Source organism: Halorubrum wangae, from assembly GCF_051194135.1.
Lineage (GTDB): Archaea > Halobacteriota > Halobacteria > Halobacteriales > Haloferacaceae > Halorubrum.
The window spans coordinates 1,005,874-1,025,656 of record NZ_JBLZNH010000001.1 but is presented as its reverse complement, the minus strand read 5'-3'; the positions used below and the strand labels follow the sequence as shown (position 1 = coordinate 1,025,656).

The 19,783-nt window shown below is 59.2% G+C and carries 19 protein-coding genes and 2 pseudogenes; 6 read left to right on the top strand and 15 right to left on the bottom strand.

Features of this window, described 5'->3' with window-relative positions:
* Positions 1-433: 433 nt before the first annotated feature.
* The 4 genes from ACNS84_RS05185 to ACNS84_RS05170 form a co-directional block, all read right to left on the bottom strand.
* A complete protein-coding gene (locus ACNS84_RS05185) occupies positions 434-1,177 on the bottom strand; it encodes a ZIP family metal transporter (protein WP_435073762.1) in 744 nt (247 codons plus the stop codon).
* A gap of 195 nt (positions 1,178-1,372) precedes the next feature.
* Positions 1,373-3,562 carry a heavy metal translocating P-type ATPase gene (locus tag ACNS84_RS05180; protein WP_435073761.1) on the bottom strand — a complete coding sequence of 730 codons (2,190 nt, stop codon included), beginning with the start codon at positions 3,560-3,562 and terminating at the stop codon, positions 1,373-1,375.
* 371 nt (positions 3,563-3,933) lie between these two features.
* Positions 3,934-4,302 (bottom strand): cupin domain-containing protein, encoded by a 369-nt coding sequence (locus ACNS84_RS05175; protein WP_435073760.1) that lies wholly within the window; start codon positions 4,300-4,302, stop codon positions 3,934-3,936.
* 231 nt (positions 4,303-4,533) lie between these two features.
* Positions 4,534-5,124 carry a phenylacetate--CoA ligase family protein gene (locus tag ACNS84_RS05170; protein ID WP_435073759.1) on the bottom strand — a complete coding sequence of 197 codons (591 nt, stop codon included), beginning with the start codon at positions 5,122-5,124 and terminating at the stop codon, positions 4,534-4,536.
* A gap of 278 nt (positions 5,125-5,402) precedes the next feature.
* On the opposite strand from ACNS84_RS05170, the gene ACNS84_RS05165 reads away from it, so the two are divergent.
* The gene (locus ACNS84_RS05165) at positions 5,403-5,783 is read left to right on the top strand and encodes a hypothetical protein (RefSeq protein ID WP_435073788.1); all 381 of its coding nucleotides are present in this window, start codon (positions 5,403-5,405) and stop codon (positions 5,781-5,783) included.
* Here the strand turns inward: ACNS84_RS05165 and ACNS84_RS05160 are convergent.
* From ACNS84_RS05160 to ACNS84_RS05140, 6 genes and pseudogenes are all read right to left on the bottom strand, one after another.
* Complete coding sequence (locus tag ACNS84_RS05160) at positions 5,711-6,124, bottom strand: PEP-utilizing enzyme (protein ID WP_435073758.1); 414 nt, start codon at positions 6,122-6,124, stop codon at positions 5,711-5,713. The two genes, ACNS84_RS05165 and ACNS84_RS05160, sit on opposite strands and share 73 nt — an antisense overlap.
* Before the next feature lie 57 nt (positions 6,125-6,181).
* Entirely contained in the window at positions 6,182-6,553 is a 372-nt protein-coding gene (locus ACNS84_RS05155) for a hypothetical protein (RefSeq protein ID WP_435073787.1), read from the bottom strand.
* Positions 6,436-6,786, bottom strand: coding sequence for a hypothetical protein (locus ACNS84_RS16100; protein WP_496923249.1), 351 nt, complete (start codon positions 6,784-6,786; stop codon positions 6,436-6,438). Before ACNS84_RS16100 ends, ACNS84_RS05155 begins: the two co-directional genes overlap by 118 nt.
* Positions 6,782-7,003 (bottom strand): annotated as a pseudogene (locus ACNS84_RS05150) (PEP/pyruvate-binding domain-containing protein); the annotation flags it as partial. The pseudogene ACNS84_RS05150 and the gene ACNS84_RS16100, both read right to left, overlap by 5 nt.
* Positions 7,004-7,036: 33 nt before the next feature.
* Positions 7,037-7,816 carry an SDR family oxidoreductase gene (locus ACNS84_RS05145; RefSeq protein ID WP_435073757.1) on the bottom strand — a complete coding sequence of 260 codons (780 nt, stop codon included), beginning with the start codon at positions 7,814-7,816 and terminating at the stop codon, positions 7,037-7,039.
* Positions 7,817-7,985: 169 nt separating this feature from the next.
* Positions 7,986-9,116 (bottom strand): VIT1/CCC1 transporter family protein, encoded by a 1,131-nt coding sequence (locus tag ACNS84_RS05140; protein ID WP_435073756.1) that lies wholly within the window; start codon positions 9,114-9,116, stop codon positions 7,986-7,988.
* A gap of 257 nt (positions 9,117-9,373) precedes the next feature.
* On the opposite strand from ACNS84_RS05140, the gene ACNS84_RS05135 reads away from it, so the two are divergent.
* Positions 9,374-9,904 carry a hypothetical protein gene (locus tag ACNS84_RS05135; protein ID WP_435073755.1) on the top strand — a complete coding sequence of 177 codons (531 nt, stop codon included), beginning with the start codon at positions 9,374-9,376 and terminating at the stop codon, positions 9,902-9,904.
* Between the two features lie 154 nt (positions 9,905-10,058).
* Here ACNS84_RS05135 and ACNS84_RS05130 read toward each other — a convergent pair.
* Positions 10,059-10,876: pseudogene (locus ACNS84_RS05130) on the bottom strand (IS5 family transposase); the annotation flags it as partial.
* A 150-nt stretch (positions 10,877-11,026) separates the two neighbouring features.
* Complete coding sequence (locus tag ACNS84_RS05125; protein ID WP_435073754.1) at positions 11,027-12,850, bottom strand: outer membrane protein assembly factor BamB family protein; 1,824 nt, start codon at positions 12,848-12,850, stop codon at positions 11,027-11,029.
* A 451-nt stretch (positions 12,851-13,301) separates the two neighbouring features.
* Between ACNS84_RS05125 and ACNS84_RS05120 the strand changes: the two genes are divergently transcribed.
* On the top strand, positions 13,302-13,736 hold the full coding sequence (locus ACNS84_RS05120; protein ID WP_435073753.1) for an MFS transporter: 435 nt from the start codon (positions 13,302-13,304) through the stop codon (positions 13,734-13,736).
* Here ACNS84_RS05120 and ACNS84_RS05115 read toward each other — a convergent pair.
* Positions 13,706-14,449 carry a proteasome assembly chaperone family protein gene (locus ACNS84_RS05115; protein WP_435073752.1) on the bottom strand — a complete coding sequence of 248 codons (744 nt, stop codon included), beginning with the start codon at positions 14,447-14,449 and terminating at the stop codon, positions 13,706-13,708. The two genes, ACNS84_RS05120 and ACNS84_RS05115, sit on opposite strands and share 31 nt — an antisense overlap.
* A gap of 77 nt (positions 14,450-14,526) precedes the next feature.
* Between ACNS84_RS05115 and ACNS84_RS05110 the strand changes: the two genes are divergently transcribed.
* Positions 14,527-15,954, top strand: coding sequence for a sodium-dependent transporter (locus ACNS84_RS05110; RefSeq protein ID WP_435073751.1), 1,428 nt, complete (start codon positions 14,527-14,529; stop codon positions 15,952-15,954).
* Positions 15,955-16,072: 118 nt separating this feature from the next.
* On the opposite strand, the gene ACNS84_RS05105 is transcribed toward ACNS84_RS05110, so the two are convergent.
* On the bottom strand, positions 16,073-16,372 hold the full coding sequence (locus ACNS84_RS05105) for a hypothetical protein (protein ID WP_435073750.1): 300 nt from the start codon (positions 16,370-16,372) through the stop codon (positions 16,073-16,075).
* Positions 16,373-16,655: 283 nt separating this feature from the next.
* Positions 16,656-17,504, bottom strand: a complete 849-nt coding sequence (locus ACNS84_RS05100; RefSeq protein WP_435073749.1) for a CPBP family intramembrane glutamic endopeptidase — start codon at positions 17,502-17,504, stop codon at positions 16,656-16,658.
* Positions 17,505-17,834: 330 nt separating this feature from the next.
* Between ACNS84_RS05100 and ACNS84_RS05095 the strand changes: the two genes are divergently transcribed.
* Together ACNS84_RS05095 and ACNS84_RS05090 are read left to right on the top strand one after the other, a co-directional pair.
* On the top strand, positions 17,835-18,704 hold the full coding sequence (locus ACNS84_RS05095; RefSeq protein ID WP_435073748.1) for a CPBP family intramembrane glutamic endopeptidase: 870 nt from the start codon (positions 17,835-17,837) through the stop codon (positions 18,702-18,704).
* 326 nt (positions 18,705-19,030) lie between these two features.
* Positions 19,031-19,666 (top strand): CPBP family intramembrane glutamic endopeptidase, encoded by a 636-nt coding sequence (locus tag ACNS84_RS05090; RefSeq protein ID WP_435073747.1) that lies wholly within the window; start codon positions 19,031-19,033, stop codon positions 19,664-19,666.
* The last annotated feature ends 117 nt before the right edge of the window (positions 19,667-19,783 follow it).

Below are 19,783 nucleotides of genomic sequence, written 5' to 3'. Positions count from 1 at the left end.
TAGAACGTGGTTTGGACAGTTTCGAGAGATTGTCCTAAAGGCAGCTGTCCGGAACCTTGAACGGGCAGTGAGACTCTAACTCCTGTAATCTCATACGTCTAAACAAGGCCCGCGCCCTGTATTCAGCACGGCCTGAAAAAGCTATCAGCGGCTAAGGATTTCAACAGAGCCAAATATGGATACCAAAAGTGGCAACAGGGACAGAAACCCCTGAAAGGCCACACTGCTGGCCATGAATCCAATATCGACCCGCTGTAACTCTGTGTAGATCCGCCAGCTGAGCGGCGAAGTTCGCTTGAGACGATCCTCAATATCGAAACGCGATGTCACTACTTCACATACGGGTGGCTTGACCAAAAGTTCACGACTGTATGCAGTAGACGCTTCTGGGATGGGTGAGCCTATACTGTCTTCGAGCGACAAACAGAGTTCCTCACAGGGCTAAGACTCCGAGAACGGCGATTCCCCCGAGAAAAGTCATTAGTTGTAAGGTGGATCGGTAGACGTCAGTCTCATCCACGAGTTCTGGGAGGAGATCCGATGCTGCGATGTAGACGAAGTTTCCAGCCGCGACTGGAAGCAGATATTGAGTAAGAGTGCCTGAATACTCCGCTAACACGAGAACAGCAGTCGCCCCGGCAAAGGCGGTCAGTGCCGTGAGACAGTTGTATGCTACCGCTCGCTGGTAGGAGATTCCGCCGTAGACGAGAACGCCGAAATCACCGATTTCCTGTGGAATCTCGTGCGTTGCGATGGCGGCAGTCGTCGCCAGACCGAATGGGATCGACACGAGATAGCTTGCTGCGATGATGATCCCGTCCAGCGCATTGTGGATGCTGTCTCCGAATAGAATCATGTACGACAGGGGCTGGGACTGATTCGAGTGTGGATAGTGATTGTGATGCCACGAGATGTACTTTTCGAGGACGAACGCGAGAACGATTCCAGAGAGTACGATGAGCCCAGCCCCTGCATCGAAGCCATGCGTCGCGACAATCTCGGGGATCAGGTGTAAGAACGCGTCTCCGAGCAGCGTTCCTGCTGAAAAGCTCACGAGATACGGGAGGACGCGGTCCAGCTTCCGACGTCCCATCGCGACGGTCACGACCCCGACGAGCGCAAGGAGACTGACAAATGCGACACTGCCGTACACGTAGAGCAACTCTTGGGCCATCATCGGTCGCTACCCCGAATCCTCCGGCAGGCCACGCTCGTTGGGCAGGCGGTTCGTGCTGGCCGAGGAATATCCACACTGAGAGATCGCACCCTCATAGCCCTGGGGCAGTCACTGTCAACTCCCGCTCACTGGGAAGGGTGGGATTGAACGCCCAATCGTTCCTGTATTGGGATCTGGTGGTCAGCATAGATGGATTCACGTTCGGAAGCCGAGCAGGCGGAGCCCGTTGAGCGAGACGACGACGGTCGACCCCTCGTGGCCGACGACGGCCAGTGGAAGCGGAAGACCAGCGGTGAGGATCGTCGTGATCATGAGCGCGATAGCGCCGAAGGCGATGACGAAGTTCGTCAAGAGGGTTCGTCGGGTTGCCCGACCGAGACCGAACGCGTACGGAATCTTCTGGAGGTCGTCCGCCATTAGCACGACGTCGGCTGTTTCGAGTGCGACATCGGTTCCTGCAGCGCCCATCGCCACGCCGAGCGTCGCGGTCGCGAGGGCGGGTGCGTCGTTGACGCCGTCTCCGACCATCGCGACTTTGCCGTACCTGCGGACGAGTTCCTCGACGATCTCGACTTTCTGCTCGGGCAGGAGCTCTGCACGCACCTCGTCAATACCAACCTCCTCGGCGATATCCTGGGCGACGGCTTGGTTGTCCCCGGTCAACATGACGATATGTTCGACACCGATGTTCCGGAGCGCTGCAACCATCTCGGCCGCCCCCGGTCGAAGCGTGTCCGTGAAGGCCAACCACCCGACGATGTGAACGTGCTCGTCGGTTTCCACCGCGACGAGTACACTCGTCTTGCCTTCGGCTTGGAGCGTTTCGAGCGTCTCGACGCCGGCGTCGAGGCCCTCAACGGAGTTGTCAGTCGGGATGGTGTCGAAGTACCGTGCGTTGCCGATGTGAACCGTGTGTCCCTCGACGACGCCTCTGACGCCCTTCCCGACGGTCGCCTGGAAGTCGACTGCGCCCGGAACGTCGAGATCGCGCTCACGCGCGCCGTCGACCGTCGCCCGTGCCAAGTGGTGCTCGGAGCGTTCTTGGACGGCAGCAGCCCACGCGAGCAACTGCTCGGGCGTTATCTCCAACCCATCGATCTCGACGTCGTCGCGGACGTGGAAGTCCGTCAATTTCGTATCCCCTTCAGTCAGCGTGCCCGTCTTGTCGAACGCAACGGCGTCGATCGTCGCGGCTGATTCGACGTGTTCACCGCCTTTGAACAGGACGCCCTGTCGGGCCGCCGCCGCAATGGCTGACAGAACTGCTGCCGGGGTCGAAATGATGACCGCACACGGCGAGGCGGCGACCATGAGCGTCATCGCCCGATAGAACGTGGGGTCGAAGGGCCTGTTGAACGTGAGTGGGACGATTACCGCCAACGCGGTCATCGCGAGCACACCCAGCACGTAGGGCTGTTCGAGGCGGTCGATGAGTCGCTGGGTCGGCGCGCGCTCGCTCTGGGCGTCCTCGACCATGTGGATGAGCCGAGCAATGGCCGACTCAGACGCCCGGTGGGTGACGCGAACTTCGAGACTCCCCTGCTCGTTGATCGTCCCACCGAACACCTCGTCCCCGGGTTCTTTTGAAACGGGGACAGATTCACCAGTGAGACTCGACTGGTCGACCGTGCTCTGGCCAGATGTGACGACGCCGTCCAGCGGAATGCGGTCGCCGGGTCGAATCACGAAGTGTTCGTCGACCTCGACCGCTTCGACGGGAACTGCCACCTCCTCGCCGTCACGGAGAACCTGAGCCGATTCTGGGCGTAGCTCCATCAACGCGTGAATCGCACGCCGTGAGCGTCCGATTGCGTAGTCCTGCAGGACGTTCGAGAGCGAGAAGAGAAAGAGCAGCATCGCTCCCTCGAACGGCGCCCCGATCAACAGCGCGCCGAGCGCAGCCAAGATCATCAACAGGTCGATGTCAACCGCCCAGTGGCGGAGTGTCTGTATCGCACCTTTGAGACCGTACCAGCCGCCGAAGACGTACGCCAGACCGTAGCTCACCGACGCCACGATTGCAGGTCCGCTGAGCCAGCTCGTCACCAACCCGGCGACCATCCCGAAAAACGTGATTCCGACGAACGCCGACTCAATTCGTAGTCCTCGTTCGAACGTCTCGCTATCGACGAGCCCCTCCTCTGCTTCCTGAATTGTTACACCGAACTCGCGGATAACTCGCTTGATTTCGTCCAGCGTCGTAACCGACTCGTCGTAGGTAAGATGGATGACTCCCGCTCGAAATGAGACGTCAGCCTCGTGAACCCCCGCGATGGCCCGAAGACGGCGTTCGAGCGAGAGCGCGGTCGACTCCCGACTACGTCCACCAGTCGGTTCGATTTCGAGTGTCGCCGTAGACAGGGATTTCGTAGTGACACCGGCCATCTGTCGGGCCACCTTCTCTGCATCGCGAGCTGAGAGCTGTCCTGAATCGTAATCGAGAACGAAACGGCCGTACTTCGTGTCCGCTGCGACACTTTCGGTTCCCTCCGGGTAATCAGTAGACTCACCGCTCGGAGCCGATGGGTTGGACGAGGAAGGGCGGGGAGAGTCGGAGGGATCGTTCATTATCGAATGGTGTCCCTGAGTCCCAATAATGATTCGCCGCAGATGTGGTCGGAGTACGTCTCGATCAGGCCAACAGACTGCGCTGAGTCAGCAACGTTGCGTCAACCGACCCGTATCTTCGACAGAAAACAAGTGGCTGGCGATCGATCCGTCTCATATTTTCCTTGGACGGTCGTGTGGTCGCCGTATTAGTGTGAATCATCCTGTGGTTTCGTCGCCTGGACGGTGCCGTCTGGGTGGGCGGGTGAACTGCACAACGTATACAGTCGAAGCGGTTCGTTATCAGCTGTGTTCGTGACGTTATGTTCCGTGCCGGCAGGGATCACAATGACGTCACCGTCGCCGAGCCTCAATTCCTCGCCGTCTAGGACGGCTGTCGCCGTCCCCGACTCGACGCGGATGAACTGGTCGATGTCAGAATGGGTTTCGAGCCCGATATCCTCACCCGGACGAAGGGTCATGAGAACTAACTGGACGTGGTCCGCAGTGAACATGACCTGGCGAAAATCATCGTTGTCCTGTGTCTCACGTTCGATGTTCGTGACGTAGCCAGGCATGGGTGAATCCAGTCTATACTAGACGGCCTGAGGGGACAAAAGTACCCACCGCTTATCGTCCGTATTGCTCGTTACTCAACCGCGTCTGGCACAGTCACTCCCCGACAGCGGAGAGAGATAGCACCGGGACCGTTCACTGCGAGTCGACACCAATGAGATGGAGATACGATGGATGACTATGATTGCGCCGCTACGTAGTAGTATCAGGTTCGGTGCCGGTCGGTCCCCATTCTACTCTGCCCAGACATGCCGGAATTTACCACTGGCAGGATCGCGTTGCGGTGACTCTGTGGCCTGCTCGAACGCAACTCCAGTAATACCCTGGTCTTCCAGGAATGACTGGAGCGCCGTATTCACTTCCTCCCACACGTCTGCTTCATCTCGGTCAGGGGTAACGTCGAGGCGAACGCGAATGGTGGCGGGCGCCGTTCGAATGAGTTGTGTCCGGTGTACTTCGGGCACTTCTTCAACCACGCCAGAGAGGGCAAGTGGAAAGATTGGACGCTCTCGCCCGTCCGCCGTCTCGAAGTGGAGGATGTCGCCCTGTCGTCCTTCGACGTCGATGACGGGGAATGCACTGCCACACGAACAGTGCTCGTCGTACATCGTGATGCTATCTCCGAGGTCGTACCGGATGACCGGCTGAATGCGGTTCCCGAGGTTCGTCAGCAGTACGGTCTCCAAGGGTTCACCGGGATCGACCGGTCGATACTCCTCGTCGACGGGTTCGAGGACGACCCAGTCGGCGTTGACGTGGAGGTTTCCGTGGCCACACTCAATTGCGATCGGATCGAACTCGGTCGCAGCGTACGCCTCGCACACCTCGCACGCAAAAGCGCGCTCGATGTCGCCTTCTGGTCCTCAGAAACTGGTTCTGACGCTGGTGAGACGAATGCCGGGTTGATGTGCAGGCGACCGTCTCGTTGGGCGCGGGCTAGTTCGACGATGACGCTCGCGTAGCCCATGAGGAGCGCGGGCTGGTAGCGATTCAGTGCCTCGATGATCTCGTCGAGGGGGCGTGTCGGTGAGAACAGCTGAATCCGATTTTCGAGGAATTTGGACTCGCGCTGGAGCAGGGCGAACGCGGAAGACCCGAGGAAGTGACCGCCGGTGATCGCGATGACGGCCTCTCGAAGATTGTTTTTGATGAGTCGCCTGAGCGTGTCAGTGTCGAGTACCGCATCCAATATCCAGCGGTCTGGAAGCGCACCGAGCAGCGCCAAACTGTATTCGTCTTGGACGAAAATGCCCGGTTCCCCGGTCGTCCCAGACGTGGTCCAAACCGGATAGGTGCCGAGGAAACGCTCACCGATCTTCGTCTCGTCAGCGACGAACGCGTCGACCTCGTTTTTCGTTATTGCCGTGTCCGTGACGACATCGTCGAAGTGCTCCATCAACATCGGCTTCGTCACCGGTGGGTACTGTGTGAGATCGGTACTGCCCTCGGGGACATCGGCGTAGTGTTGCTTGTAGAACCGTGACTGTCGCCGAGCAAACGAAAGCAACTCCGCGAGCCGTCGTCGCTGCCGTATCTTGATCTCCGCACGGGTCGCCCCCTAGCCCGCCACAGTCGATCGTGATCTTCCCTCTGGTGAACGGACTCGTTGTCATAGTCTCGATTCGCTTGGAGCAGTACTAGTATTGTCACTGTACCACCATTACCATCGACCGTAAGCTGTTGTCCGTCTCGAATGCGCTCAGTAGCGACACTCGTCCCCAGTAGAGCAGGGATGGCGTACTCCCGGGCAATAATCGACCCGTGGCTCAGCGGCCCACCGATATCCGTAACGATTGCTGCTGCCTTGGTGAACAGCGGGTCCAAGCTGGCGCGGTAATACGTGCCACGAGCACATCGCCGGTTCGGAGCTTCTCGAAATCCTCAGGACCAAGAATCACGCACGCCCGGCCCGTCACTCGTCCGGGACTGGTTCCCGGCCTCTGTGATGACGTTCTCTGACGCTTCTCCACTCCGCTGCATCCATCGTTCAGTATCGAAATCGAATCCCATAATGTGGATCTGTTTGGGGAGGAGAAGTGACGGGTTCAGCCGCTTGCGTGCCGTCCACGCCGCCTTTCGCTCTCGAATCATCTCGGTCACGTCATCGAGTGCCGCCTCACCACCGTCGAGTTCCCTCACCATCTCGCCGAGCTCCGCCGATTCGAGCCAGTACACGTCGTCGGCCTGTTCGATGCTTCCGCATCGACGAGCCGGCGACCCAGTTCCGCAGCCAGTCGTTGGGCCACTGGCCACCCTCGCCCGACCTCGGTGAGCATGTTCTCTCGTAGTGGCGCGACGGCCTGGGCCTGGCCGACCAGTCTGCGAAAGAGTCGGCGACGAACGAACCCGAATCGACTCAGTATATCTTCGGTCGCCTGTTCCCGTTCCTCGACAGGCCGACGTTGACGCTCGTATGGATCTGACGTGTCGCCCTCTAGATAAGCCGTGAGCGTATCGAACGGTGGCGAGGGTGGTGTCTGTGGGATCCAGATCGTCGAGGGTTCGAATCAGCTCTGGAACATCGGTGCCATTGACCAGTGCATGATACGCGGTAGTGGTTACGACGAAGCCATTCGGAACGGGAAGCTCAGCTTGCGCGAGTTGAGCCAGGTGTGTGGCTTTCCCACCGACGAGGGCAGGGCTCCGTGCCGCCGAGTCACGCAGCCAGACAACATATGGAGAGGAGGATGATGTTTCGTTCATAGTCCAAGTTCCATAGATCGGATGGGATATCGCTTATCGCCAGCTTGTCCACCCGCCGTCAACGACGAGTGATTCGCCGGTCACGTAGTTCGCCAGGTCACTTGCGAGGAACGTCGCAGCCCCAGCGATGTCTTCTGGCTGGCCGTATCTGCCGAGCGGAACCATCTGTGTGAACTGTCGGGCCTGTTCAGCGGCAGCCTCTGGATCAGTCGTCTCACCGCCGATCATCGTTTGAATCCCTCCAGGATGAATCGCATTGACCCGAATTCCGTGGTCTCCGAGTTTGTGCGCAAGTGAGTATGTGAACGTCGTCAACCCACCCTTCGACGCGGAATACGTCGGCCAGTTCCCGTTCCCGAAGAGGCCAGCGATGCTGGAGATATTGATAATCGCACCACCGTCTCCGTGTTCCACGAGGCGTTCAGCAGCGATCTGTGATCCGAAATATACGCCCTTGAGGTTGATCTCTATCATCCGCTGGAACTCATCTTCTGTCACCTCGAAGAAGTCCTCAGCGTGCCAGATCCCAGCATTATTCACCATGATGTCGATACCGCCAGCCGCCTCCGCAGCTTCAATTGCCTCGGTCAGATCTGCTCGACTCGTGACGTCGCACTCAACGAACACCGACGACGTGTCTGTCTCCGCTTCGAGGAGCTCGTGGGTCGGGCGACCACCTTCCTTCGGATCTTCTTGGACATCGGCAACGACGACCGCTTCAGCACCGTGCTCTGCAAATCCGCGTGCGATACCCCGACCGATCCCCGAACTGCCACCTGTAACGACCGCTGTTTTGCCCTTGAGGAGTGCCATAACGAGTACACCACCGACTATCTACGCGGGCAGTCGAGTTAACTCCGGGGGCGTCTACACTCTGCTGTCGCTGGCATTCCACACAGTAGTGAGCCAGACTGACGGCATCCGAGCTGTGCCGTTGTTGAAGTGCTACAGAAGCGGTACTCGGATTGTCGTTAGTCGGTCCTCATCCGACGAGCGTCACTCCGATCACGCTCCCGACGCCGTAGGTGAGAATCGCAGCAGCGAGCCCGATGCCGACCTGCCGCAATCCAGAAAAGAGCACGGACCGCCCCGTGAGAAGCGTGATGCCCGCTCCGATGACGAACAACGCGATTGCACTCAGTAAGAGACTCACGCCGACGGCGGTCAGTCCACTCACCGCGAAGAATGGGAGGACCGGCACGATGGCTCCAAGCGCGAAGAGGACGAATGACGTCGTGGCTGCTTCCCACGCCGAGCCACCCAGCTCTTCTGGGTTGATGCCCAGTTCCTCACGAGCGAGCGTGTCCAGGGCCATCTCCTCGTCGGCGATCAACTGGTTGGCTACCTCTCTGGCGCGTTCCTTCGAGAGCCCTTTTGCCTCGTAGATGAGCGCCAGTTCCTCAGCCTCCTCTTCGGGAACCTCGGCGAGTTCTTCGGCCTCGATGCCGATCTGGCGTTGATACAGTTCCCGAGAACTCTGGACGGAGAGCCACTCGCCCATCGCCATCGATCCCGATCCAGCGAGGAGTCCAGCAAGGCCCGTAATCAGAATCGCCGTCGAATCGAGTGCTGCGCCGGCGACACCCATCACGAGACTGAGATTGGACACGAGACCATCGTTTGCACCGAGCACTGCGGCGCGGAGTGCGTTGCCGCTGGTCGCCCGGTGGCGGCCTTCGAGCTGGGCGAGGACCTCTCCCCGTGCCCCTTGCTCTGGTGTTTCCGCGATCACCGTCAGGAGACGATCGTGCGAGCGTTCGTCGGCGGCCATTCCGGTCCCCGTGACCTCCGGTTGGGTCGCGTAGTCACTCCCACCGATGGCCTCCCCGGCTTGCATCGAGGATAGTACCAGCCCCGGTCCGAATCGACGAGCGAGCCACGCCAGTACTCTCGCTCTCCGAGATGGATTGGCGTCTCCTGGGTCAGAACCGGCCTCTCGAATCTTCTCAGTCCAGAAGTCTGCATGGGTGCGCTCCGTCTCGGCCAGCCGGCGGTAGACTTCTGCGACCTGTGATTGCGATTCTGCGTCAGCCATCGCAGTATAGACCGTCGTACTGTCGATTTCGTCTTGGCGATTGCGACGGTAGCGTTCGATATCCTCTGGAGTAGTCATGCCTAGTGTAATTGAGACGCAAGGACTTAGTGGTGCATTCAGGGCTCCATATGGGCGTCCTGACGGATGTCTGGCCCTCGGCCACTATATGTGGGTCTCCACCGGGGAAACTGCTCTTGGCGACTAGCTGTTAACCAACAGAGCTAGCTGTTGGAAAATTTAGCCTCGTTGAAATCATCATCGAGTGATATGTGTCAGCGGTCGTGCCGCATACACAGCACATGTCTTGCACCTGTATCAGGCCGAGTATTCGTTAGTTGCTGGCTGAGATCTCCGCCACGTGTGAACTAACCCTCAATATCATTGAGATATGCGTTGTATGCTACCGTCTGGCTTGCGATACAACAACACCGACAGCCGACAAATTCTATCACAAGTATGGGTGGGTACTCTTATTCGCCATCGGGCTTCTGGTCACTATACCTGGGGTATTCCATTATATTAGCTTCAACACAGACCCAGCAACAGCGGAGGAGATCGTCGGGATGTCGTTAAACGAGTTGGAAGAATCGAACCCAAAATCCTTTGACCTGTATAAGTTCTACTTTCAGTTTGGAGTATTATCCGATGTCGGCTTCGGCTTTCTCGTCGCAATCATATCCGCGACTGCATACCGGAATGGGCGAACGTGGGCATGGTATTCCTTATGGTCTGTTCCGGCGTTTTTCGCAGCTTCAATAGTGCTCTTGTATGCCTATGAGTTGTCAATACTTGCACCACTTGTATTCGTCATCCTGGCTCTCTTGGGACTGCTCCTCCCCTTCAGAACGTTCTTCCCGAAGGACTGAGTCGAAGAAGAACGCTGAGAAGGAAAGATCGCTAAAAGAGCGTGAGAAACTCCACCGAATCATCTCGTCACTCTCGCTGGCAGGTGGTGCCTCTGTATTCAGCAGTCCGTGCCTCTAGGAAGCCCTGACATTCGTCCTCCTCGTGTGAAATGGCGAGGGCTCGCTCCAAATTGTGGACGACGCATTTGATGGCGAGTTCGCGGAATTGCTTCCACCACAGACGTGACCGCACGAATGCACCGAATTTCTGTTTGATTGCCGCATTGACTGTCTCGTTCATGTTTCGGCGATGGTAGAGGTCGCTATCCAGCGGTGCATTCCATGCCCTGTGGAGTGACGTGAACTCCCAATGCTTGATAAGTGGTCGGATACCGTGGTCACGGGCGAGTCGCCGGAGCGTCTGGTCGTCATATCCCTTGTCCCCGGTCAAGACCGCAATCGACGCTGCGTTCCGTTTCACAACCTGTGGGGTAATCTGTGTCTCGTGCTTTCGTGTCATCATCACGCGAATGTCAAGTACGGCGTTGGTCGCTGTATCAACCAAGAGCGTCGTCTTCAATTGCTGGATAGTGAGATTCGTACGCTTCGTGAATGGGTTGATGCATGCGTCCGCTCAAATCCGGACGCATCGATACCGGTGACACCGTTGAGCGGCAAGTCCGCGAGCGAGACGTTCAGTAGAACTCGCCAGACGGACATCTCCAGGCGGTCGAAGGCTTTGCAGAGTGTCGAGGGTGCGGGGATCGAATCAAGATCGAGGGCGTCACGGATTCGGGGCATCTCAATGAGTTCGTCAACGAGGTCACGGTACGTTGTCGTCTTCTTCACTTTGAGACAGAGCAAGACGACGTGCTGGTGGAGCGTGAACCGCTTCCGTGAATAGCGTGTCGAGAACCGTGCCACAGCACGGCGAGCCAGCATCATAGCCCGTTCAACGAATTGAAGGAGTCGTGACTTCGGGAGTGCATCCATCTCCCCTCCAGCTACTCATCTGTCGTGTTTGTCAGCAAGTGTTTCAACAAAGCCTTCAATTTCCCATTATTGATCACTCTGCGCTGCATATCCCTCGCATTGTGGGAAACTCGTTTGTCTCGAATTCCGTTAGGCCGGGATCTGTGTCTCTTAGAACGGTTGGAAGACGATAAGAAAGAGGATGAAATAGACGATGGGGAACACGAAGAGGACGATTCCATACAGCACGTGAACGATGGCCCACTCACGCCGGACTCGACTCAGTTCACGATCGAGGAGTTCCTCGTAGGCTGGGAGCCACCGGTACGAAAGGACGGTCCAGAATCCGACGAGGACGACGAGGACGACGAGTACTCCCGCCCCGGTTGAGACGAACGAAAGCAGCCCGCCGACAGTAATCGCCACGAGCACGCCGAGGAATGCGATAACTGCACCAACTATTGAAAACGTAAGTAGAATCCCGATGCTCGCCACAATATGTGCGGCCAGCGTCTGTCCGCCCGTCACCTGGTCATAGGGGCGTCTGAACAACTTCGACGCAAGAATTCGGGGCGGCGCGTCCGAATAGTGGAGGCCACGAATGACCCCATAAATCGCGAGGCCGCCAAGAAGGCCGGTGAATAGTGCCGCCAGTACCCCGATGAACAGGCCATTGAGGGGCGGATTCGCCGCAAGCCAGCCGATGAACCCTCCGATCGGTCCACCCGGTGTCGCGGTTCCGCCCTCCGCGAGCGCGTAGACGTGGAACGGCGCAGGCCCAACGTAGACGGTGTCGTCGACCACCACTGGCGTCGTATCCACCCCGTACCGGTCGTCGACCGTGACGTTCCAGACGCGTTCGCCCGTCTCGCGGTCGAACGCTTCGACGGTCCCTCCACCGACGTAGACGTGTTCGGCATCGACGCTCGGTGAGGAGCCGAGGCCACTCACGAGTTGCTGCCACCGCACGTCACCAGAGTCGAGGTCCAGTGCCGCGAGCCGTTCGCTCGTCGCCGTGATGTAGAAGAGCGTGCCGTCGGCCAGCGCGGGCCGCGAGTTCGAGTACACCGTCACGTTGTAGGATCGGACCACTGTCCCATCGGTTTCGGCGAGTGCGAGTAGCCGTGGCCCCGCGACGTAGACACGCTCTCCGGCCGGGAGAGGGGGGACACCCAGGTAGGTCGTGTCGATACTCGTCTCCCAGCGACCCGTGCCGTCACTGGCGTCGAGGGCGACGACGCTCCACGGCCCCTCGCCCGATCTGGGCGTGGCCGTCACGTAGACCGTGCCGTTCGCCGCCACGGGGGCCGAGAATCCCTGGCCTCTAACCTCGTAACGCCATACCTGGTCGCCGGAGGCCGCATCGAACGCAAGGACGGCACTTCCGGAGTCCTGGACGTTGCCCCGCGCTTCCGAGATCGTCAGAAAGAGCTGATTCTGAGAGAGGACGAGCGCGGATCCGATATCCACCCACTCGGCGTTCTCACCGGGGAGTGGCGTCCGCCACTGTTCTTCGCCAGTCGTGGCATCCACCGCGACGAGCGCGAAGCGGTCGTCGGTGAACGTCTGCTCGCTAACCTCGTCGCGGACAATGACGTACACGCGGTCGCCCTCGACGACGGCGGTCGTATGGACGCTGTCTCCGAGATCGGTTCGCCAGTCGACGGTCCCGGTGGCGGCATCGATGGCGAACAGGACTCCACGTCCCCCGCCGGAGTATTTCCCACTCCCGACGTACACTGTCCCGTTCGCGACGATCGGCTGGATATTGGTGGCTGGCCCGTCGGTGTAGACCACCCAGCGGGGACCGACATCGCTGGTCGGACCGGAGGCTGTCGGATTGTACCCTGTGCCGGCAGCGTCGTGCTGGAGCATCGGCCAGTCCGTGGCGGCGTCAGCCGACTGAGCGGCAGTGATACCACCGAAAAGAGTGACACTGAGGGCGGCAATCAGGAGAACGACAAAGATGGCGCCAACGAGAACCACTCGCTTCATATTACAAGGCGTTCATATCTTCAGTCATCTCGCACTGCTGGTTGCTATACTCCAATCTAACCGCGGTGAGGACCGACTTTGTTATATTCGCGTTACAAGTCGATGTGGCGTTCTATCGTACTCTTACCGAAGAGCGTGATTATGTTTGGAAAATAGAAGGCGTGACGGGTTAAGTCTCGGTATGTTCCAGATGGTGTGGGGGTTACTACTTGATAGGCATGGTCGCTGAAAATAGTCGCACTGTCTGTTGGACCAGAGATGCCCCTCGTACTAGCGAGGAACTGGTCACTCTGTACCGAGCAGTGAGATAACTGGGAATTCTACCCCCCGGAGGGGGAGTGAACGGTGACGACCAGAGCACGAGAGGGGAGTGAAACCAGGCTACTTCCAGAGTGCGATCTCGATCGGTGAAGGGGCCCCATTTCATTACACCTCTACGAGACGAACAAACGTGACCACAAGCGGACTGGGCGGGCGGCAAAAAGTTGTCATCGGGCTCGCCGGTGCGACACAGGCGGCGAGTGGCGGGATGCTCGGAACGGCACTGGTTGTCTACGTCGGTCGGATCGGGTCTCCGCTCGCCGTGAGGTTGCTGGCGACGATCTTCTTCGCGAGTCCGATGATCTTCTCGCCATTGTGGGGAGCGGTCGGCGACCTGCTCGGCCGTCGTCGGACCCTCCACCTGGTACTCAGTGTCGCCACGTCGCTCGTGACCTTCGGGTTCCTCCTTGTCGACGGTGTCTGGGGTTTCGTCGGACTCCGCGGGCTGTGGGCCGTGTTTGCGGTCGCGTTCGCTCCACTCGTCCTCTCCATCGTGCTACACGGTTCAGGCAGACTCGGGGGCCTGTCCTCCAATCACATAAACATCCGATCTTCGGCGACATGATCTCGGTCGACGTTCTCGAGGCGCGCTGCAAGCTCCCGGTAGTATTGTTCTATCTCCGCTGCGAAACCCTCGAGCGCACTCGTGTCGATGTTGAGGCCGAAGACGTGTTCGACGGCATCTATCAACCGAATTGCAGCTTGGACATCCGGAACCGGGGCATGAACGGGCGTCAGGAAGACACCGACGCGGAGTGGAGAGTCAATTCCCCGACCGACGAGACTCGCATTCACGCCATCCAGAAATCCACTTCCCATCGGTTCTACCGTCGTATTTTGTAGGTGTGCCGCTTGATAGTCTTCGGTCGCCACGTAGTACGTCCGGTGTTGTTCCGGACCATGAGGGACAGGGACCCCGGAGAGGATGGTGATCTCCTGGACACCACTGGCATCCGCCCATTCGAGCACCGCCTCCGAGAGGGGATCTGCCGCCCAGACCGGCACGAACAATTCGTTGACTAGCACGGTCACGTCGCCCTCCGGACGGGAGAAAAGACGGGTGTGGTGGCGAGGGGTTCCGTTTCCGAAGGGTGTGATCGACGGGAGTTTCCGAGTGGTGATGTGGCCCGTCTGGGTGAGTTCGAGCTGCTCGGTGAGGTAATCGACGGCGGTGAGTCCGGCGAGTCCAAACGACGAGAAGCCGGCGATGACTGATTCTGAGGGCGCTTTCTCGTGTGTGATCTCGAACGATGCCTGAGCCGGGTGTTCAACTGCCATACGGGAACATCACTCAATATGTATTTATGGTTTCACTTCCCCTCATTCATAAGTGACTGACTTCTGTGAGGAAGACTATGACAGCGGAACGGTGGTCGTCGCGAGTGGGGTTCCTCCTGGCGACGGTCGGGGCAGCAGTCGGCTTGGGCAACATCTGGCGGTTCTCGTCGGTTCTTGGCGCGAACGGTGGCGGGGCGTACCTCGTCCCCTATCTACTGGCTGCCTTCGCGCTCGCGGTCCCGCTGCTCGTCCTCGAACTCGCTGTGGGTCGGACGCTGAGGACGGACGTCGTCTCGGCGTTTAGCAGTGTCGATCGGTCCTACACTGCGTTCGGATGGCTCGTTGTCGGTGGAGTGTTGCTCATCTTGAGTTACTACCTGGTCCTCACCGGCTGGGTGCTCGGCTTTCTCATCTCGTGGCTCGTCGGCTCGCAGACGCCGTTTTCGACCTTCACCAGCGGCTGGCTTCCAGTCGGGTACTTTGTCGTCGTCACCATCCTCACGGGCGGAATCGTGTCACGGGGGGTTCGCGGCGGCATCGAGCGGATGGCGAAAGTCGTGATGCCGACGGTCTTTGCGCTCCTCGTCCTCCTCGCACTCTACGCCGTCACTTTCCCGGGCTGGGGTGAGGCGGTCACCTTCCTCTTCACCCCCGACCTCTCCGTACTCGCGGAACCTGGGGTCTGGAGTGCAGCAGTCGGGCAAGTGTTCTTCTCACTGTCGGTCGGGCAGGGAATTATGCTGACTTACGGGAGTTACACTGACGAAGGGATGGACTTCTTCCGATCGTCGCTCCTGATCACCGTCGCCGACATTGCGGCCGCACTCTTAGCCGGTCTGGTCATCTTCCCGATCGTGTTCAGTTTCGGGCTGGAACCGACACTCGGGACAGAACTCGCGTTCACGACGCTCCCGACGGCGTTTGTGTCGATGGCAGTCGGTCGGGTCGTCGCGGTGGCGTTCTTCGGGCTGCTCTTTTTCGCCGCGCTGAGTTCGGCTGTCTCACTGTTGGAGGTCGGGGTCGCCGCCGCCACGACCTGGACACGGATAGACCGCATGCGGGCGACGGCGCTGCTCACTGCCGGTGTCTTCGTTGCCGGCATCCCCTCTGCGTTGAGTTACAGCTCAGTACGACTCCTCGTCGCCGGGCGGCCGGTCCTCGACATCGTCGACGAATCCGTCGGAACCTACGCCCTCCCCGTGTCGGGATTCCTGATTGCGGTGGTCTTCGTCTGGGCGGCCGATTTCGAGGCCGTCCACGAGGAGCTCGGACGGCTCTACCCGCTGGTGAAGTACGTCATCCCGCCAGTCCTCGCGCTCGTGACGCTCGCGAGGGCGCTGGGTGTGGCGCGGCCGGCCTGGCGGCTCCTGATCGACCAGCCACGTGATGGGCTGCTCGGTGTCGTCGTCGCGGGGCTCATTCTATCGCTCCTCGTCGCACTCGGCTGGCTACTCAGGTCGAAGCTATCGGACGCTGCGCGTCGATGTGGTCGACAACCACGTTGAAGTGGTATTCCTTCAATGAGATGGCAACGTCGAGCATCGTTTATACAAGCCTCAACAACCGTATCGAACGGATCGAATTCATCGAACACTGGCCCTCGACAAGAAGCCGAGCAAACAGTTAGAAGGGCAGTCCAAACACGATCACCCACCACTTGGTACCGATACGCCATTTGAAGAACTGCCCGATCCACTTGCGGAGGTCGCCACCGCTGGCCCAGATGACGACGGCGGCTCCGATGAGTGGCCCGAACCCGCCGAAGCCGATGAGAATCGACTGTGTCCACGACGCCTTGAGCCCCATGGTCGCAACGATCCCCTGAATCACCCACATGAACGAGTAGGTGATCAGCAGGAAGGCGACGAGACGGTGGCGGTCTATCCACGATCGGACTCCGGACTGTTGAACCTCGTCAGTCATCTGACCTCTCCCGCTCTCTGAAAATTTGACAACCTACTCTCCTGAGTTCCAAACTCGTAACCGACCTCCAGCGTCTATTAAGAAAAAGATTGTTATTATTCCGACACTTTTTCAATTCTGAAACTCAAAGATTATTGAGGACCAACAGACGCTGTCGGTTGAGTGAGTTTGAGAGAAGGGTTGAGTGCGAGCGTCTTGCTGACTCGAGAGATTCTTCGATGAGAGTTTAGAGATTTGTATCTCGGCGGCTCCGGAGTTCGAAGCTCGGTCGTATGGGTTCTTGTTACTCCCCTACCGGTGACGGTTTGGGTGCTATAGATGCACGAGACAGTTGGCCACTGACGACGAGAGCGGTGACAACGAGCACGAGGGCGGGAAGCTGAAACGGGAACATCTCGTCGGCGAGGCCGAGAAACTCGCCGGTGAGGTTCATCAGCGAGTGAATCAGGAGGACAGCGAGAATACTCCGTTGCGTGTTGTTGTAGATCCAGACGAAAATTAGCGTGTGCAGGACGATACTTGGCAGCCACCACCAGAGCGCCGGGTCGTAACTGGTGTTTGCGTAGTAGCCCGGAAAGAAGACGAACGCCGCGTGCCAAGCGGCCCAAGTACTTCCATTGAGTATCCCGGCGACGACTGGACTGAACCGTTCTTGGAGCCGGTCGAGATAGTAGCCCCGAAGACCGATCTCCTCGATTGCAGGAAACAGCAGCCCAAGCGCCAGCATGAATCCGAGCGTCGCAGGATCAGTCAGAATTTTCCAAACGACGCTGATCGGTCGATCTGTGACGCCAAGTGCGATTGCAGCCCCTGCGGTGACGAGATTGAAGAGCGGCCAGAACACGAGAATAACGAGCCACCATTTCGCGGAGATTCGCCCAACGTCTACGAGCCGACGACCAAGGTCACGGACGCGCTCTGTCCCGCCCGTGAGCCAGCCCATTGTGAGGCCGGCGAGCAGCGGGCTCGCGCCACCGATGAGGAAGAACAGGAGGTTCGTCCCCTCCCAGACGGAGGTTCCCGAGCCGAAAATGGGGGCCCAGAACAGGTACGCCCACCCGAGATAGAGGACGGGGAATCCCCATGGGGTAATCGACTGTGCCAGGGTTTCCAATCGGTTGGTGGCCGTCATCGTCGTAATTGCTGTGCTGTATCATCTCCCGACCCCGAAATAAAAATGCGGGCGTACCATTCGGCTGGAAACGATACTGGCGGAGGCCTACGCCGTTCGTCTCTCCTCAAACAGTTCACAGATACGACGAAGTTCGTTGAGTTCGCGCCAACATCCTCGCGGACCGCATCCGAATACTGTCGGCATTGCACTCATTCCAACATGGATCTACAACGGAATCGGGAGCGTTCTGCTCGCCGTGCTACTCGTCGCCACTCGCGGTCGGCTTGGGTACGAAGCCGAGCCAGATACAGTAACGACGACAACTCCCGGTCACAGTTCGGAGATTCAATGACGACGGAAGACAGCAGTTTCACAACATCTTTCTTGACGCTGGGAGTCGACGAACCCATGTCCTCAACTACGAACGGCCCTTCCTTCGGCAAACGGTTCGGTGTGGCCCTGCTGTTGGGTTTGCCCGGAATCGTGGCACTCGCCGGCTACATTTACTTTACGACGCCGCCGAGTGCTGTCCCGGCCGGCCTGACGCTCTCGCTGCTCGCCGTCTCTTCGGGTGTCAACTCCTTGCTTTTCCTCGGCATCGCATGTCTACTCGGCGCATATGCAGCGCCCCGAGTGGGATTGCAGTCATACGTCATCGACCGGACGGAGACTGACGGCGGAATCTGGCAACGTCTTCGGAACGATGTCGGACTGGCCGTCGGAATCGGCATCATCGGAGGCGTCCTGATCATCGTCCTCGACGCGTTGCTAATGCCCTTTGTCGCCCAGGACCTCCCGCAATCAGTAATCGGAGCGACGAGGCCGACCCTCCTGGACGTCTTCGCGTACGTACCGGTCCGATTCCTCTACGGAGGAATCACCGAGGAACTGCTGCTCCGGTTCGGGCTTATGTCGGTCCTCGCGTTCGTTGGGTGGCGTGTCATCGGCCATCGGACGGATGGCCCACGACCAGTAGTTATGTGGACTGCGATCGTGGTCTCCGCCGTACTGTTCGGCGTTGGTCACCTCCCCGCACTCGCCCAATCGGTCGATCTCACTCCGGCACTGATCGCCCGGACGATCCTTCTGAACGCAGTCGCAGGGATTATCTTTGGATGGCTCTACTGGCGACGGAGTCTCGAGGTCGCGATGGTTGCACACGCTTCGTTTCACGTCCCCATCGTCGTGCTCTCGCTCGTCCAGGTTGCATTGGTCTGAAAGGACTGTCCCCTGCTACAGCTTTGTTCTTTCTTTTGGAGAGCCAGGAATAACGTTATGTTAGCTATTCTCGAAACACTATCCGTGAGTCTGATATGGTAACGCTCCGCGATTTCGTCCGCGAACGTCGATTCTCAACGTTCGTCGCTCTCACTTTTGTCCTGACCTGGGTTCCCTGGGGGATCGTCGCTATGGAACTTCAGTCCGGACGGTCGGCTCTCGTTACCCCGCTTATTCTGCTCGGGGGATTCGGTCCCTTATTTGCCGCCAGTATCGTCGCCGCGACCGGCGGTGACATCCGATCGTGGGTCAGGAACCTCGTCGATGTGAGAGCACCACTGCACGTCTGGGTCGCCGCGGTTCTGGTCCCGGTCGTCCTCTACGTCGGCGCGATTGTGCTGTTCGTCGGCGTTGGTGGCGGCTTCGACCGCGCCGGCGTCCTGCCGGCCGCGGCAATCCCCTCGGTTGCGTTCGCGACACTCATCAGGGGTGGCTTGGAGGAACCGGGGTGGCGCGGTCTTGCCCTTCCGGTCCTGCAGCGACGGATCGGTGCGTTCCAGGCGAGCCTCGTCATCGGCGCCATCTGGGCAGTCTGGCACGTCCCGCTGTTTCTGATGCCCGGGAGTTCTCAGGCGGGGACACCCTTCGCACTGTACGCCGCCGCTGTCCTCGGCATCAGCGTCATCACTACGTGGCTCTACAATGCGGCCGGCGGTCGAACGCTCGTCGCCATCGTCTTCCACACGCTCTCGAACGCGGTGTCGGTGACGACCGCCGGTGGCGTCATCGGTGACGAGGTGGCATCACAGATCGCGCTGCTCGCCGTCGTCTGGACAGTTGTGGCAATTCTGGTCTGGCGGTACGATACCGACCGGCTATCCCCGAACCCGCTTCCAGACGGTGGACTGGACCTCGCGACGCCCGTTACACGACGCCCGCGACGAGCGCGATCACGAATGTGAGGAGAGTGAGCCCGACCAGCTCGAGAACCGTTCGCGGTCCGGACTGGGACTGATGAGTCGCTCCCATACTGGACGACGAGCGACGACGTCCCTAAACCTTGGTAAATCGCCAGCTAT

Bases quoted from the DNA above. Each gene is read 5' to 3' on its own strand.
- ACNS84_RS05185 (WP_435073762.1), bottom strand. From the start codon at position 1,177: ATGATGGCCCAAGAGTTGCTCTACGTGTACGGCAGTGTCGCATTTGTC.
- ACNS84_RS05180 (WP_435073761.1), bottom strand. From the start codon at position 3,562: ATGGCCGGTGTCACTACGAAATCCCTGTCTACGGCGACACTCGAAATC.
- ACNS84_RS05175 (WP_435073760.1), bottom strand. From the start codon at position 4,302: ATGCCTGGCTACGTCACGAACATCGAACGTGAGACACAGGACAACGAT.
- ACNS84_RS05145 (WP_435073757.1), bottom strand. From the start codon at position 7,816: ATGGCACTCCTCAAGGGCAAAACAGCGGTCGTTACAGGTGGCAGTTCG.
- ACNS84_RS05140 (WP_435073756.1), bottom strand. From the start codon at position 9,116: ATGACTACTCCAGAGGATATCGAACGCTACCGTCGCAATCGCCAAGAC.
- ACNS84_RS05125 (WP_435073754.1), bottom strand. From the start codon at position 12,850: ATGAAGCGAGTGGTTCTCGTTGGCGCCATCTTTGTCGTTCTCCTGATT.
- ACNS84_RS05115 (WP_435073752.1), bottom strand. From the start codon at position 14,449: ATGGCAGTTGAACACCCGGCTCAGGCATCGTTCGAGATCACACACGAG.
- ACNS84_RS05110 (WP_435073751.1), top strand. From the start codon at position 14,527: ATGACAGCGGAACGGTGGTCGTCGCGAGTGGGGTTCCTCCTGGCGACG.
- ACNS84_RS05105 (WP_435073750.1), bottom strand. From the start codon at position 16,372: ATGACTGACGAGGTTCAACAGTCCGGAGTCCGATCGTGGATAGACCGC.
- ACNS84_RS05100 (WP_435073749.1), bottom strand. From the start codon at position 17,504: ATGACGGCCACCAACCGATTGGAAACCCTGGCACAGTCGATTACCCCA.
- ACNS84_RS05095 (WP_435073748.1), top strand. From the start codon at position 17,835: ATGACGACGGAAGACAGCAGTTTCACAACATCTTTCTTGACGCTGGGA.